10 protein-coding genes and 3 tRNA genes are annotated in these 13,881 nt (G+C 38.9%); 5 read left to right on the forward strand and 8 right to left on the reverse strand.

Translation table 11 applies throughout. From position 1 onward, the window contains the following. Positions 1–96: 96 nt before the first annotated feature. From B4Z47_RS06700 to rocD, 4 genes are all read right to left on the reverse strand, one after another. Positions 97–2,883, reverse strand: a complete 2,787-nt coding sequence (locus B4Z47_RS06700) for a TonB-dependent receptor (RefSeq protein ID WP_115048771.1) — start codon at positions 2,881–2,883, stop codon at positions 97–99. Between the two features lie 206 nt (positions 2,884–3,089). Beyond that, positions 3,090–4,712 (reverse strand): tetratricopeptide repeat protein, encoded by a 1,623-nt coding sequence (locus B4Z47_RS06705; RefSeq protein ID WP_115048773.1) that lies wholly within the window; start codon positions 4,710–4,712, stop codon positions 3,090–3,092. A 201-nt stretch (positions 4,713–4,913) separates the two neighbouring features. Next, positions 4,914–5,879, reverse strand: coding sequence for an arginase (locus B4Z47_RS06710; protein WP_115048775.1), 966 nt, complete (start codon positions 5,877–5,879; stop codon positions 4,914–4,916). 3 nt (positions 5,880–5,882) lie between these two features. Next, on the reverse strand, positions 5,883–7,142 hold the full coding sequence (rocD, locus tag B4Z47_RS06715; protein ID WP_115048777.1) for an ornithine--oxo-acid transaminase: 1,260 nt from the start codon (positions 7,140–7,142) through the stop codon (positions 5,883–5,885). A gap of 122 nt (positions 7,143–7,264) precedes the next feature. On the opposite strand from rocD, the gene B4Z47_RS06720 reads away from it, so the two are divergent. Continuing rightward, positions 7,265–7,717, forward strand: coding sequence for an Lrp/AsnC family transcriptional regulator (locus B4Z47_RS06720; RefSeq protein ID WP_075992742.1), 453 nt, complete (start codon positions 7,265–7,267; stop codon positions 7,715–7,717). Between the two features lie 52 nt (positions 7,718–7,769). Here B4Z47_RS06720 and B4Z47_RS06725 read toward each other — a convergent pair whose 3' ends face one another. After that, positions 7,770–7,955: a hypothetical protein gene (locus tag B4Z47_RS06725; protein WP_046673540.1), complete on the reverse strand. Its 186-nt coding sequence runs from the start codon at positions 7,953–7,955 to the stop codon at positions 7,770–7,772. Positions 7,956–8,163: 208 nt separating this feature from the next. Between B4Z47_RS06725 and B4Z47_RS06730 the strand changes: the two genes are divergently transcribed. The 3 genes from B4Z47_RS06730 (at position 8,164) to B4Z47_RS06740 (ending at position 10,648) form a co-directional block, all read left to right on the forward strand. Then, complete coding sequence (locus B4Z47_RS06730) at positions 8,164–8,406, forward strand: hypothetical protein (protein ID WP_046673541.1); 243 nt, start codon at positions 8,164–8,166, stop codon at positions 8,404–8,406. A gap of 84 nt (positions 8,407–8,490) precedes the next feature. Next, positions 8,491–9,144 (forward strand): NAD(P)H-binding protein, encoded by a 654-nt coding sequence (locus tag B4Z47_RS06735; RefSeq protein WP_115048779.1) that lies wholly within the window; start codon positions 8,491–8,493, stop codon positions 9,142–9,144. A 91-nt stretch (positions 9,145–9,235) separates the two neighbouring features. Beyond that, positions 9,236–10,648 (forward strand): alkaline phosphatase, encoded by a 1,413-nt coding sequence (locus B4Z47_RS06740; protein ID WP_115048781.1) that lies wholly within the window; start codon positions 9,236–9,238, stop codon positions 10,646–10,648. A gap of 42 nt (positions 10,649–10,690) precedes the next feature. On the opposite strand, the gene B4Z47_RS06745 is transcribed toward B4Z47_RS06740, so the two are convergent. The 3 genes from B4Z47_RS06745 to B4Z47_RS06755 all read right to left on the reverse strand — a co-directional run bounded on the left by B4Z47_RS06745 (position 10,691) and on the right by B4Z47_RS06755 (position 10,976). After that, positions 10,691–10,763: transfer RNA gene (locus tag B4Z47_RS06745), tRNA-Thr, on the reverse strand. A gap of 33 nt (positions 10,764–10,796) precedes the next feature. Then, positions 10,797–10,869, reverse strand: a tRNA-Thr gene (locus tag B4Z47_RS06750). 34 nt (positions 10,870–10,903) lie between these two features. Continuing rightward, positions 10,904–10,976 (reverse strand) — tRNA-Thr (locus B4Z47_RS06755). A 271-nt stretch (positions 10,977–11,247) separates the two neighbouring features. On the opposite strand from B4Z47_RS06755, the gene clpB reads away from it, so the two are divergent. Continuing rightward, complete coding sequence (gene clpB, locus B4Z47_RS06760; RefSeq protein WP_075992745.1) at positions 11,248–13,848, forward strand: ATP-dependent chaperone ClpB; 2,601 nt, start codon at positions 11,248–11,250, stop codon at positions 13,846–13,848. Positions 13,849–13,881: the final 33 nt, after the last annotated feature.

The raw sequence follows: 13,881 nt of genomic DNA on the forward strand, positions 1-13,881 counted from the left end.
GCTTTCCAAAAAAGTGAAAGCTTCACCGAAACAAACTGTTGTTATTTCACGTCGCACATGTTCAGATTAAAACATGCCCTGTTTTACGCGGGTCTATTATTTACTAAACGAATAACGTAATCCAAGGATATAGTTCTGTCCATACAAATCCTTTCTAATCAAAGTATTTCCGCCTTCAATAAGCTTTTCAGCGATCTTCTCATTTTCGGGATTTGTTCCTTTCACATACAATTCCATTGGTGTGTTCAAGATGTTGTTAGCTTTGGCAAAAATGACCCAACCAGCTTTAAATTTCTTCTCAATAGAAGCATCTAACTGAACAAATCCTTTTTGCCATAAATCATCGTTCAAAAATTGTGACACTGTATTGATTCGTGAGCCGGTATAAGATCCAGCTAACTGTCCTTCCCAGCCATTATTAGCATCTTTGTAAAGTAGCGATAGATTGGCCACATGTGCAGCTTGCCCATATAGCGGTCTCGTTTGATCCACGATAATCGCTTCAGGGTCCTGTGTGGTCTCATTGATTCGACGCGACATCTTGGCGGTAGTTATACGTGAATGTGTATAGGTGTAATTTGCCTTAACACCAAATTTCTGGATATACTTGATATAATCAACCTCAAGACCAAAGTTATTGGCATTACCAAAATTACCAGGTGTGTAGTATACATCCTGTTTACGAACCTCATCCGGTTGAAAGGTATATTCAATTGGGTTTTTGATTTTCTTGTAAAACATACCCACAAGAAATTGAGAGGAAGCCTCAGGGAATAATTCATACCTTAAATCAAAATTATCTGCTAAGGCGTGTTTTAAATCTGGGTTTCCTTTTTCTAAAAACTCTTCATTAACCACACTTGAGGGTACAATTTCATAAAATCCAGGTCGGTTTAACGCACGATAATAGGCCGCATGAAGCTGTTGTTTTTCGTCCAAATGATATTTCATGGTCAAACTTGGCAGCCAATCTGTATAAATTTGGGATCCTTCTGGTCTTTTTTCTCCTGCAGGAAACAATAATTTATAATTCTGATTGGTATGCTCCATCCGGATCCCACCGATCATCTGCCATTTGTCATTCTCATAATTGAACATACCGTACAATGCTGTGGTCCTCTCTCCAGCATCATAAGTTAATGGATTTGCGACAGCTCCGGTAGGATTGGTGACGGTCAAATTGAGATCGGTATAGCGCTGAAAATCTACGCCGTATTTATACTTTGCCTCTTCTGCCGAAGCTGGTGATAAGTTATAGTTATTGTAAAAACTACTACGCTGTTTATCACGATACAAACCTCCCGTCGATAGCTCCAGCTTACTGTTTTCCATTGGAACTTTATAAGCTACATCCCAATAGCCTGCATGATCATTATCGGTATTCCGCTCCCAACGATAGGTTACGGGAGATTTATTGACGAGAGAAGTCCTTTTACGTTCAAAATTTTCTTCTACTCCATCCAGACTGATCATCGTATTTTGTGGCAATTGATTGCGCGCTGAAGAAAGCACACCTGACCAACGGACATTCAGACGATTATCTAAAAAATGATGATCCCCCTGTAGGGTACCATTGTAGATCTGTTGCTGTGTTTTTCGGCTTCTTGTCACATAGGTCAGTTCGGCTTTACCAATACTGGGATCATACTGACCATTATATATCGTATTTACCGCATCACGCAATTGCATGTTATTTAAATTCACATACATTTGATAAAAGCTAACCCGATGATTTGGATTAAATCGATAGTCGACCTTGTTATGCAAACCTAAGCGTTGTTGCTGTTCATCATATTGACGATCACTCTGCTCAGTAATTACCGCATTGGGATTTACGCCAACGACAGCCGATTTGTAGAAAATAGAACGACTACCTCGATGTAAATTTTGATAACTCGCACCCAAAATAACGCCCAATTTATCATCCAAATACCGATTGCCTATTGTCAAATTGCCTACAAGATCTGGAAGGGGCTTTTTATAGGTATAATCTAATGCCCCCTTATTAAAATCAGCAGCGGTTGCATTGTAATTCTTCCCATGCTGTTCGTAGGGAGATTTAGCCGAGGTTCCGCCTGTTGAAAAGCTTCCAAAATCACGATTAAAATAACGTTGGCTGTAGCCTGTTGCCAAATTTGCTTGAAGCAATAATTTAGTCGGCGCCGATTTCATAACCATATTGACAACTCCACCCACCGCATCGGCTTCCATATTTGGTGTTAGCGACTTGTAGACTTCTAAGCGTTCCAACATATCTGAAGGAAATAAATCCAAAGGGACATAACGGTATTTATTATCCGGACTTGGAACCTTTACACCATTCACTAAAGTGGTATTGTAACGTTTATCCATCCCTCTCAGAATAGCATATTGCCCCTCGCCATTCGAATTTCTTTCTATAGATACACCCGAAACACGCTGTACAACATTAGCAACGGTGATATCCGGAGAAATCTCTATTGCACGCGCCGAAACAACATTCATAATTTGTGACGCATTCTTTTCCAAACGCCTTGCACTAGGATCATCATCCCCTCCATTCCGACGTCCCTTTATGGTTACTTCCATTAATGTCTGTTCGGTAGATGTCAGCTGAAAAATAAAATGAGGTGTATTTTCTTTTTGAATTTCGATTTCTTTAATTAATTCGGCATAGGCCATATGCTTGATATGAACCTTATCCACACCTGCAGATAATCCTTTGAATTCAAACGAACCATCCAATTGTGTTTTGGTCGATAGCCCACACTGTTCCAAGAACACTGTTGCACCAGCAATGGCTTCACCAGTCTGACCATCTAATACCTTACCTTTGATTTTGGTCGCATAAGCAGCGCTGACCGAAATACTGGAGGCAAGTAATACCGTTAAAAAGTTTTTCATTTTGCTTAGATTATTATGAATCTTTGATTGTTGTCGCAAAGATGGCAGCCAATTCTATTCACACAAAATATCTAGCGTTACAACAAGGAAACAAGGTAAAAAGAGCACTATACAGCAAGGAAACAAGAAGATATAAAACACTAGTAAACAGTAATTTAAAAACAAATTACACGCCATTAACATTCTATTACTCCTGTGTTAAAAAATTATGAAATACCAACGAGATAACCCGTCAGATCCTCTCCTTGTTCCAATCTTAATTTTTTTCGCAATCGATGTCTGGCAACACGAAGGCTATCTTGTGAAATGCCCAATAAGACGGCAATATCGATATTATTCAAATTTATTTTAAGCAATGCTATTAATCGCATATCTGCGGCCGTCAAATCTGGAAATCGTTGAATAAGTTTTTCAAAAAAGCTGTGATGTACCTTTTCGAAAGTTCCCATAAACTCTTTCCAATGGATGCCCTGCGTAATATTTTCATTGATTTGCAACACCAACTTCTGCATTTGTCGTTTTTGATCCCGGCGTTCGTCCTTAACCATTCCTTTTAATTCATCACGAAGTTCTTCCAAAAATTGATTGTTACGGATTAGATTTAAGGTATGGGATGTCAATTCCTTTTGCTTGAGCGACAGTTCTTGTTTGAGCTGCTTATCTTCAAGCAACTGGTTTTTAAGGGCTACTTCAGTCAACTCACGTTCGGCCTCCTGTTTTCGCGATTCAGTAATCTGATTTTTGATCTTAATTTTCTGACGACTATGCAATACATAGGATAATACAATTAACAAAATTAAAACCACGATTGTTCCCCACAGCATGATTAAGTTGATTCTTTTTGTTACCTGCAATTTTTCAATCTCCTCAGCTTTTTGATTCATATCGTAGAGCGCCTGAAAAAAAGCGGTATGTCGAGCACCATCTACGCTATATAGTTCAAGCACCAACTTACGGCTCTTTTCTGCATAAAAATATGCGCTATCCATCTGCTCACGCAAGGTGTAGGTCCTACTCAAATCTTTTGTCGTAGCAGCCATTTGATACACATCACCCAAATTTTCCGCCATCTGATAGGCCAATTGCGTGAGTTTAATACTTTCTGGATATTTATTGGTCTTTCTAAAAATATCGCCCATATTATTTATGACCACAATTTTTCCATAATTGTCTTTTGTTTCCGTATAGAGGGTACTTGCTTTTTCAAAATGAAGAAAAGCGCTGTCATACCTTGCAAGATCTTCATAAATACTCCCCAAATTTTCATGGATCTTGGCTTCTCCATTTTTATTACCCACACTGCTATAAATGGACAAAGCAAGATGCTGGTAGACAAAGGCGGAGTCGTAGTTCGCTTCCTTTTCAAATAAATGACCTATATTCCCTAATGTACCTGCCTCTCCATTTTTATCCCCCTCTGTTCGGAAAGAATGTAGCGCCTTGTTAAAATAAACTTTCGCTACATCATGTTGTTTGTTGAAAATATTGAGCTCCCCGATATCACTCCAATTCGAAGCAAGATGCTGTTTTGAATTTAATTGCGTATAGATTCGATCGGCTTGAAAATAGTAGTCCTGCGCCTGTCCATAATGTCCCTGATTGACACATAACCATCCAATCGCCTGTAAACAATTGGCTTGTAATAATAAGTCTTTATCCGTAACAGCTTTTGCATAACGTTTTTTGACGAGCATAATTGCAGAATCAGGATGGTTTTGACTTAATCCTCTGATATCCTTAAAGGATTCAACCTGCGCAGTACCCGGGTGACACAAAAAAAGCTGTATAAAAAAAAGTAGAAACAAAATAATTTTATCAGAAATCCTCATATTTAACGTAAATAATCGAATTGCAAATGTACATGAAACATGTTAACACAATATTAAATCACATAAAGCAATACGAGTTTTAACATAAGGAAGGCTGACTTATTTTTATCCGCCAAGCTCAACGATATACTATTAAAAAAGCCCTTTTATTGACGATACACATCAATAAAAGGGCTTGAAAATAGACAATCCCAAAACCGGTTAATTACCCGATTTCAATTCAATGAGCGGAGTGATCCGTTCTAATATATCAAATGCCACCTCTGCCATTTTATTACCTTTATTGTCCAATAACGGATTAACTTCAACAATTTCAAAACAAATCACCTTTCCAGATCGGATGATCTCTTCTAAAATCAACACAATCTCCCTTGGCAAAAAACCCTTAGGTACTGGTGTTCCCGTGCCATCCGATATCAATTCACTATCCATGCTATCCACATCAAAAGAGATATAAATCATATCACATGCTTCTAGGATTTTCAATGCTTCAGCCACACAATCGGTTATTCCGCGCTGTCTCGTATCTTCCACACGATAGTTCTTAATGCCAAGTCGTTCAATGACCAGATCTTCCGGTTCTTCCGTATCCCTTACACCAAAATAAATCAAATGATTGGATAGTATTTTACCTACTGGGCCAGCTATTCGTTTTAGTTTATTCCAAAATTCTTGTGTCGATTCGTCTATTTCATTGATTTTGCATGGCAAATTATCCTCATTCAACATCGCCGCTAAAGGCATTCCATGCATATTGCCTGAGGGTGTTGTGTGCGGAGAATGAATATCGGCATGCGCATCTACCCAGATTACACCGAGTTGTTTATCAGGATAAGCGGACTTTATACCACTGATCGTCCCCATTGCTGAAGAATGATCCCCTGAAAACACCAATGGAAAATTGCCGGAAGATAAGCTATCTTCAACGGTGGAAGCTACTTGTTTGCATTGTTCATAAATCTGCTGAATATGTTTTGCAAAAGGATGATTATCATTCTGATAAATGGAGCTATTTCGAGTCGGCACATCAACAAATGGATAGTTAATGAAATATTGACTTCCTTTATTAATTGCAGCTATCTCGATGGCGTCGATGCCCAGATCTGAACCCCTAGTCCCTGCTCCTATATCCGATCTGTTTTTGATCAATTCAATCATTTTCTCCATACACTATTTCAAATTAGTCAACGATCGCTCAATAATCCCTAAGCAAGTCTCGACTTGCTCTTTTGTAATAACCAGCGGCGGAGCCAATCGAATTTTGTTACCATGTGTAGGCTTCGCTAAAAGTCCATTTTCTTTAAATTTGAGACAGATATTCCAGGCCAAATCACTTTCTTCATCCGCATCAATTACAATGGCAGTCAAGAGCCCCTTTCCTCGCACTTCTGTAATTAACGTGCACTTAGCGGCAATCTGACGCAATCCATCCAAAAACAATGCCCCCATCTGAAACGCCCGTTGCGTCAAATTTTCATCCCGTACAACATTTAACGCTTCCATAGCCACTGCACAGGCCAACGGGTTTCCACCATAAGTCGAACCATGTTCGCCCGGTTTAATACACAACATAATGGAATCATTTGCCAACACTGCCGATACCGGCAATACACCTCCCGATAACGCTTTCCCTAAAATCAGAACATCTGGTTTGCTTTGACTCTGCGCAGCATCAATATCATAGGATGCCAACATACTTCCCGTCCGAGCAATACCGGTTTGGATTTCGTCTGCAATAAACAATACATTGTATTTTGTACATAACTGTCTCACACGCATCAGATAATTCTCATCAGGAACGACAATACCCGCTTCGCCCTGAATTGGCTCAACAATAAAGCCAGCAATATTTTCATCTGCTTTGAATAACTGTTCTAGCGCATCAACATCATTATAGGGAACGAGTACTATGCCATCTAAAAAGGGACCAAATTCATGTGTTGCAGTACGATCATTGGATGCCGATATAACGGAGATTGTCCTACCATGGAAATTGTCTTTGGCAAAAACAATTTTCGCTTGATTGGCTGCTACACCTTTCACCTGATAGGCCCATTTACGACAAAGCTTCATTGCCGTTTCTACCGCTTCAACTCCCGAATTCATCACCAAAGCCTTATCAAACCCAAATAACTGACAAAGCATTTCTTCAAAATCGCCCAATTTATTATTATAAAACGCTCTCGATGTAAGTGTCAATTTCGCAGCTTGCTCTTTTAAAGCATCTATAATTCGCGGATGGCAGTGTCCCTGATTGACAGCAGAATATGCAGACAAGAAATCAAAATAAGATTTTCCATCAACATCCCACACCATGACTCCTTCAGCTCTTTCCAATACGACTGGAAGAGGATGGTAATTGTGCGCTCCATATTTTTCTTCTTTGGCAGTGAACATCTCGCCCTTACCATGTTTAGCTACTGTACTCATAATTCAGATTTTTTCTAATAATAACAAATATACAATATTTACTTTTTTATTGACTGAAAAATAAAATTTAACACTAAATTAGCATAGAAATACTAAAATTAACTTTTAAACCACTTTCTACAATGAATAATATCGATGATTTTGATTTACAAATTTTAAAATATTTAGACGAAGATGGACGAATGGCCTACTCTGCAATAGCAACAGCTATGGGCGTATCCAATACGATGATCCATCAACGAATCAACCGATTGACAGAACAAGGAATACTGGCCGGTATAAAGCCTGTATTAAATGAAAAAAAGCTAGGCTATGATTGGGGTGCTTTTACAGGGCTAAGTTTAGAAAAAGATCATGACTCGAGCCGAATTATTGAAGAACTTAAGAAAATACCAGAAGTTACAGAATGCTATTACATTACGGGCAATTACACGCTATATGTAAAAATTATTGCTAAGAACCACGAACATATGCGACAATTGCTTTATGAAAAAATCGATAGCATTCCAGGAATTGCAAAAACAGATTCCCTTATTGAATTAGGCTGTGCCTTCAAGCGAAATATTATATTCTAGAACAAGGCAACAACCGACGGGATCCTGAATATGATTTTTCAGGGTCTCCACGTTATTTACCGATATTTGCCAACTCTTCTTCCGTCCAATAGATCAATTCGCGCAAAACATACACATTTTCATAACTTCCCAATCCATCGATATAATCCCACAAATCACCTTCAACTTTCACAGGTCTTCCATGATGAAGTATGTCATATCCATTGTCCAACCAATTTTGTATCTGCTCTTTATCCATCGTTATCAAAACTTATTGTTAATTATCTTTAAAATGACTATATCAAATATAATGTATTTTACGATGGCTACCCACATCTGTCTAAAAGAAACTCAAATTTCAACAACTTTTTGACATAGCCTTTATCACAATTTAATAAGTTCTCGCGCTAATTGACAAATTTTAAAAAGAAAAAAAGTATATTCGTATAACATCAAATATCATTGTTATGGCAGATTTTTTCTACGTTGGATACGAAGGTGAAGACGAATTACTCGAACTGGTGGCTGTATCTACTATTCAATCCCTCCTCTATTTTCAGGACGCCGATCAAGAGGATTTTACGACAATAAAAACCGCTATTGATCAAAATTTTATCGTCGAAGAAGACTTGATTACCGTCGCAGACACCCTCCGATTGGATCAATCTATTGTTCGCTTTACTCCGGGCAAGCCTAATTATAAAGATTAATTGCATGCTCAATCATCTCGGCAAATAACGCTCAGTAAAGCAATTAATACAAGATAATTAGTAAAGAAAAGAAGTAAGGAAATAATGAAGGTAGTTTTAATAGGCGGTTCTGGCGCTACAGGAAGGGCGCTCGTTCAATTGATGTTAAAATCTAAGGAAATTACGGAAATCGTAGTGCTTTTAAGACGTGTCTCGTTTGAGGAGCACATTAAATTGAAACAGGTTATCGTAGATTTCGAAAATCTAACGGATTTTGAGCAAGTGATACAGGGCAATGTCGCAATTTCCTGCCTTGGCACCACATTAAAAGACGCAGGCAGTAAAGATGCACAATGGAAAATAGATCATGATCTTAATTTGCAATTTGCGGCATTGGCTAAAAAAAATGGTTTTCCTACCTTTCTCTTATTATCGGCTGTCCTTGCGGATCCTGCATCAAAAATTTTTTATAACCGCATGAAAGGAAGCCTTGAACAGGATGTTAAGGCACTTGATTTCAATCGGCTTATTATTTTCCAGCCTGGAGGACTAATCCGACCAAATACAGATCGCTTGGGTGAAAAAACAGCCATAGCTGCTCTTCGTATCTTTAATACAATAGGATTATTCAAAACATACGAGCCTCTTTCAGTGGGACAAGTTGCTATGGCAATGTTACAGGCGATCAATCACTACACAACAGGTATCCATACTGTAACCGTGAAAGATATCCAGAAATTAGCAGCAGAAACCAGTTGAAACAAGTAAAAAAACAATTCATAATATTGAATTAACAGTAAGCTAATCCTAAGGCTGTAATTTGTGTTTTTTTAAAATAACAACCATTCAAATGAAAAAACACGTTTTATTTCTGTTTCTCCTCGTTTTTGTACATGTTTTCCCCTCTTTTGGCCAAGAAGCAAAATACATCTTTTACTTAATTGGTGATGGCATGGGCCTCAACCAGGTTAATCTCACCGAAATTCATCAAGCTGAAGTACAGCATAAAGATAATCCCATCCCACTTGTGTTTACCCAATTTCCTCATGTTGGATTTGCCTCCACACATTCACTCTCCAATGGCGTAACGGACTCAGGCGCTGGAGGTACCGCATTAGCCGTTGGAAAAAAAACCAAAAATGGCGTTATCGGTATGGACAGTACAGGAACTGTCCCCTATAAGAGTATAGCTTATGCCGCAAAGCAAAAAGGAAAGAAAGTCGGTATTATTACAAGCGTCAGCATAGACCACGCTACCCCAGCTTCATTTTATGCGCACCAAGCAGACCGCGACATGTATTATGAAATCGGTAAAGAAATTGTCACTTCCAATTTTGACTTTTTTGGCGGATCCAATTTTCTCAAACCCGAAACAACATTTGATCATAAAAAGGCGCCATCGCTTTTCCCCATATTAGAAAAAGCCGGCTATAAAGTGCTTAAAGGAAAAGATGCTTATGCACAACTACCAAATAAATCAGATAAGATCATATTGATGAATTCAGATGGCAGTCCTATAGATGCCCTTAAATATGCCATAGACCAAAAGCCAAGTGATTTAAAATTGGCAGATATCACATCTGCAGCTATCACTTCACTGCATAAAAACAATACAAATGGTTTCTTTTTAATGATTGAAGGTGGAAAAATTGATTGGGCATGCCATGCAAATGATGCGGCTACAACGATTCAGGAAGTATTGGATTTCAATGCCTCCGTACAACTCGCCTATGATTTTTATAAAAAATTCCCAAATGAAACACTTATAGTCGTTACGGCGGACCATGAAACAGGAGGATTAGGTGTCGGTAATGGAAGTTCTTCGCTGAAAACAAAATTCTTGTCCCACCAAAAAACCTCGCATGCAGAACTTTCGAACGCAATTGGCAACCTTCGTAAGAATAATCCAAATGCAACATGGGACGATCTCAAGAATCTCATTGCTGCTCAAACTGGTTTATTTTCCAAAATTACAATCCATGAAACTGATCGTAATGCTTTAGAAGCTGCCTATCAAAAAAGCTTTGTCGATCACCACAATGAAACCGCAAAAAGCCTTTACGCAAGCGACGACAAAATAGCCGCATTGAGTATTTCAATCTTAAATCGGATGGGATCAATAAGCTGGGCCTCTAACAACCATTCGGCCGCCTATGCACCGGTATATGCGATCGGAGTTGGCTCCGAGCAATTCAGTCAGAAAATGGATAACACAGATATACCAAAGAAAATCGCTACAGCAGCACAACTTAGTTTGGACTAAACAAAAAAAGATCCTCAAGAAATCTTGGGGATCTTTTTTATGAGCCTCTTATCGGAATCGAACCAATGACCTACTGATTACAAGTCAGTTGCTCTACCAGCTGAGCTAAAGAGGCTTTCACATGAATTTTAATGAGTGTCGCTCAAAGAGCCTCTTATCGGAATCGAACCAATGACCTACTGATTACAAGTCAGTTGCTCTACCAGCTGAGCTAAAGAGGCTTTTTAAAGAAGTTTAATGCATGTTGCTTAAAAGAGCCTCTTATCGGAATCGAACCAATGACCTACTGATTACAAGTCAGTTGCTCTACCAGCTGAGCTAAAGAGGCGTTACTTCTTTTCAATCTTACAACGTCTGACCGTTTTAAGATGCTGCAAATATCGAAAGCTTAAACCAAAAATGCAAGTCGATTTCAAGAATTTTATACCCTGTTAAGCCAATTATTTAAAAATCAAGCGCATTATTTTCAATAACTGAAAATTTGTCATGATTCAATAAAAAATATTGCCATTTTTTCCGAAGTATGGCTTAAAAACCGAATGGCACTTCAATTGTTATAACCAATATGTATCAACGAAACTTTAAATAAGAGAATAAAAATGAATTTTAACAACTATACAATTAAAGCCCAAGAGGCTATACAAAAAGCATCCGAAATTGCGGCTGGCCATCAACAACAGGCGATTGAGACAGCGCATATTTTAAAAGCTTTACTCACAGTGGATGAAAATGTTGTCAGCCACTTATTAAAAAAGTTAAATGTCAACATCAGCTACCTCGGAACTGAACTTGACAAACAAATTGAAGGTTTTCCGAAGGTTAGTGGTAGCAATATTTATTTAAGTAGCGATGCCAACAATGCACTTCAGAAAGCACAGGGCTATCTCAAAGAATTCAATGATGAATTTGTCTCGGTAGAGCATTTATTATTGGGTATCCTGGCGACCTCTGATAAGACCTCAACATTACTTAAGTCACAGGGCGTTACAGAAAAAGACTTAAAGACCGCCATAAAAGAATTGCGCGGAAACAGTCGGGTAACCGATCAAAATGCGGAGGCCACCTATAATGCTCTGGGGAAATATGCACGAAATTTAAATGAATATGCCGAATCCGGCAAATTGGATCCTGTTATCGGCCGTGATGAGGAAATTAGACGGGTGATGCAGATACTCTCCCGTCGTACCAAAAACAACCCAATACTCGTTGGTGAACCTGGGGTTGGTAAAACGGCTATTGCGGAAGGTATTGCTTACAGAATTATAAAAGGCGACGCACCTGAAAACTTAAAATCTAAGATTGTATTTTCCTTAGATATGGGCGCTTTGGTTGCCGGAGCTAAATATAAAGGTGAATTTGAAGAACGTCTAAAAGCGGTTGTAAAAGAAGTTACCGATTCCAATGGAGACATTATACTCTTTATCGATGAAATCCATACATTAGTGGGTGCTGGTGGTGGTGAAGGCGCAATGGATGCGGCTAATATCCTCAAACCGGCGTTAGCTAGAGGTGAACTACGTGCAATTGGAGCGACAACCTTAAACGAATACCAAAAATACTTTGAGAAAGATAAAGCATTGGAGCGCAGGTTCCAGAAAGTTATGGTTGAAGAACCTGACACGCAAGATGCCATTTCCATTCTCCGTGGCCTAAAAGAACGCTACGAAACACACCATAAGGTACGCATTCTGGATGAGTCTATCATTGCTGCAGTGGAATTGTCACAGCGCTATATTGCCGATCGTTTTCTACCAGATAAAGCGATTGATTTAATTGATGAGGCAGCATCCAAATTGCGCCTTGAAATGGATTCTGTACCGGAAGCTGTCGATGAGCTTGAACGTCGTATCATGCAATTGGAAATTGAGCGTGAAGCTTTGAAACGTGAAAATGACGATAAAAAAGTCGCAGAACTGTCGGAAAGTATCGCTAATCTATCTGCAGAAAGAGATACGTTGAGAGCATCGTGGCAAGAAGAAAAGAGTCTTGTTGACAATGTCAATCAAGAGATTGAGAATATTGAAAACTACAAACTCGAAGCTGAGCAGGCCGAGCGTTCCGGAGACTATGGAAAGGTAGCAGAACTTCGTTATGGACGAATTAAAGAAGCGCAAGAAAAAGTGGACAAACTAAAGGCTGAACTCGCCGAAAAACAAGAAAGTAAGCGTATGCTCAAAGAAGAAGTTACTTCAGAAGACATTGCTGATGTTGTTGCAAAATGGACGGGAATACCTGTGAGTAAAATGATTCAATCAGAACGCGAAAAATTACTGAATCTAGAGGAAGAGCTTCATAAACGTGTCGCCGGTCAGGATGAAGCAATAGAAGCTATTTCCGATGCCATTCGTCGATCACGTGCTGGATTAAATGATGCGAAACGACCAATAGGATCGTTCATATTTTTGGGGACTACTGGAGTCGGAAAAACCGAACTTGCAAAAGCACTTGCCGAGTTCTTATTTGACGACGAACAATCCATGGTTCGTATTGATATGTCGGAATATCAAGAACGACACGCAGTGTCTCGTTTAATCGGAGCGCCTCCGGGATATGTCGGCTATGATGAAGGCGGACAGTTGACTGAAGCAGTCCGAAGAAGACCTTATTCTGTTGTTTTGTTAGATGAAATTGAAAAAGCTCATCCCGATGTATTCAATATCCTATTGCAGGTATTGGATGATGGCCATCTTACAGACAACAAAGGTCGTACGGTAAACTTCAAAAACACCATTATCATTATGACCTCCAATACGGGGTCAACCATTATACAGGAGAATTTCAGTCATCTGACCGATGATAATCGGGATGAAATTATCGCCAAAACACGGAATGAGGTCTTCGATCTTTTAAAACAGTCGATTCGTCCCGAGTTTTTGAACCGTATCGATGAAGTGATTATGTTTACGCCATTAAGTCGAGACGAAATTGGAGATATTGTTCGTTTACAATTTGCACATGTTCAGAAACAGCTGGCCGAACAAAATATATTCATTACGGCTTCTGATGAAGCAATGGATTGGTTGGCACAGCTTGGTTATGACCCTATTTATGGGGCTAGGCCATTAAAACGTGTTATTCAAAAACGAATTTTAAATGAATTATCAAAGGAAATTTTATCCGGAAAAGTAAATCGCGATTCGATTATTCGTCTGGATGTATTCGACGGTAAATTTGTGTTCATCAATAAACAAGAACAATAAAAAAAAGAACGTCCGATAGTACTATCGGACGTT

Source organism: Sphingobacterium sp. UBA2610 (assembly GCF_002339225.1).
Lineage (GTDB): Bacteria > Bacteroidota > Bacteroidia > Sphingobacteriales > Sphingobacteriaceae > Sphingobacterium > Sphingobacterium multivorum.

What these genes read in the sequence shown, in the direction of transcription:
- B4Z47_RS06700 (WP_115048771.1), bottom strand. Translation starts at nt 2,883, where the DNA reads ATGAAAAACTTTTTAACGGTATTACTTGCCTCCAGTATTTCGGTCAGC.
- B4Z47_RS06705 (WP_115048773.1), bottom strand. Translation starts at nt 4,712, where the DNA reads ATGAGGATTTCTGATAAAATTATTTTGTTTCTACTTTTTTTTATACAG.
- B4Z47_RS06710 (WP_115048775.1), bottom strand. Translation starts at nt 5,879, where the DNA reads ATGGAGAAAATGATTGAATTGATCAAAAACAGATCGGATATAGGAGCA.
- rocD (WP_115048777.1), bottom strand. Translation starts at nt 7,142, where the DNA reads ATGAGTACAGTAGCTAAACATGGTAAGGGCGAGATGTTCACTGCCAAA.
- B4Z47_RS06720 (WP_075992742.1), top strand. Translation starts at nt 7,265, where the DNA reads ATGAATAATATCGATGATTTTGATTTACAAATTTTAAAATATTTAGAC.
- B4Z47_RS06725 (WP_046673540.1), bottom strand. Translation starts at nt 7,955, where the DNA reads ATGGATAAAGAGCAGATACAAAATTGGTTGGACAATGGATATGACATA.
- B4Z47_RS06730 (WP_046673541.1), top strand. Translation starts at nt 8,164, where the DNA reads ATGGCAGATTTTTTCTACGTTGGATACGAAGGTGAAGACGAATTACTC.
- B4Z47_RS06735 (WP_115048779.1), top strand. Translation starts at nt 8,491, where the DNA reads ATGAAGGTAGTTTTAATAGGCGGTTCTGGCGCTACAGGAAGGGCGCTC.
- B4Z47_RS06740 (WP_115048781.1), top strand. Translation starts at nt 9,236, where the DNA reads ATGAAAAAACACGTTTTATTTCTGTTTCTCCTCGTTTTTGTACATGTT.
- clpB (WP_075992745.1), top strand. Translation starts at nt 11,248, where the DNA reads ATGAATTTTAACAACTATACAATTAAAGCCCAAGAGGCTATACAAAAA.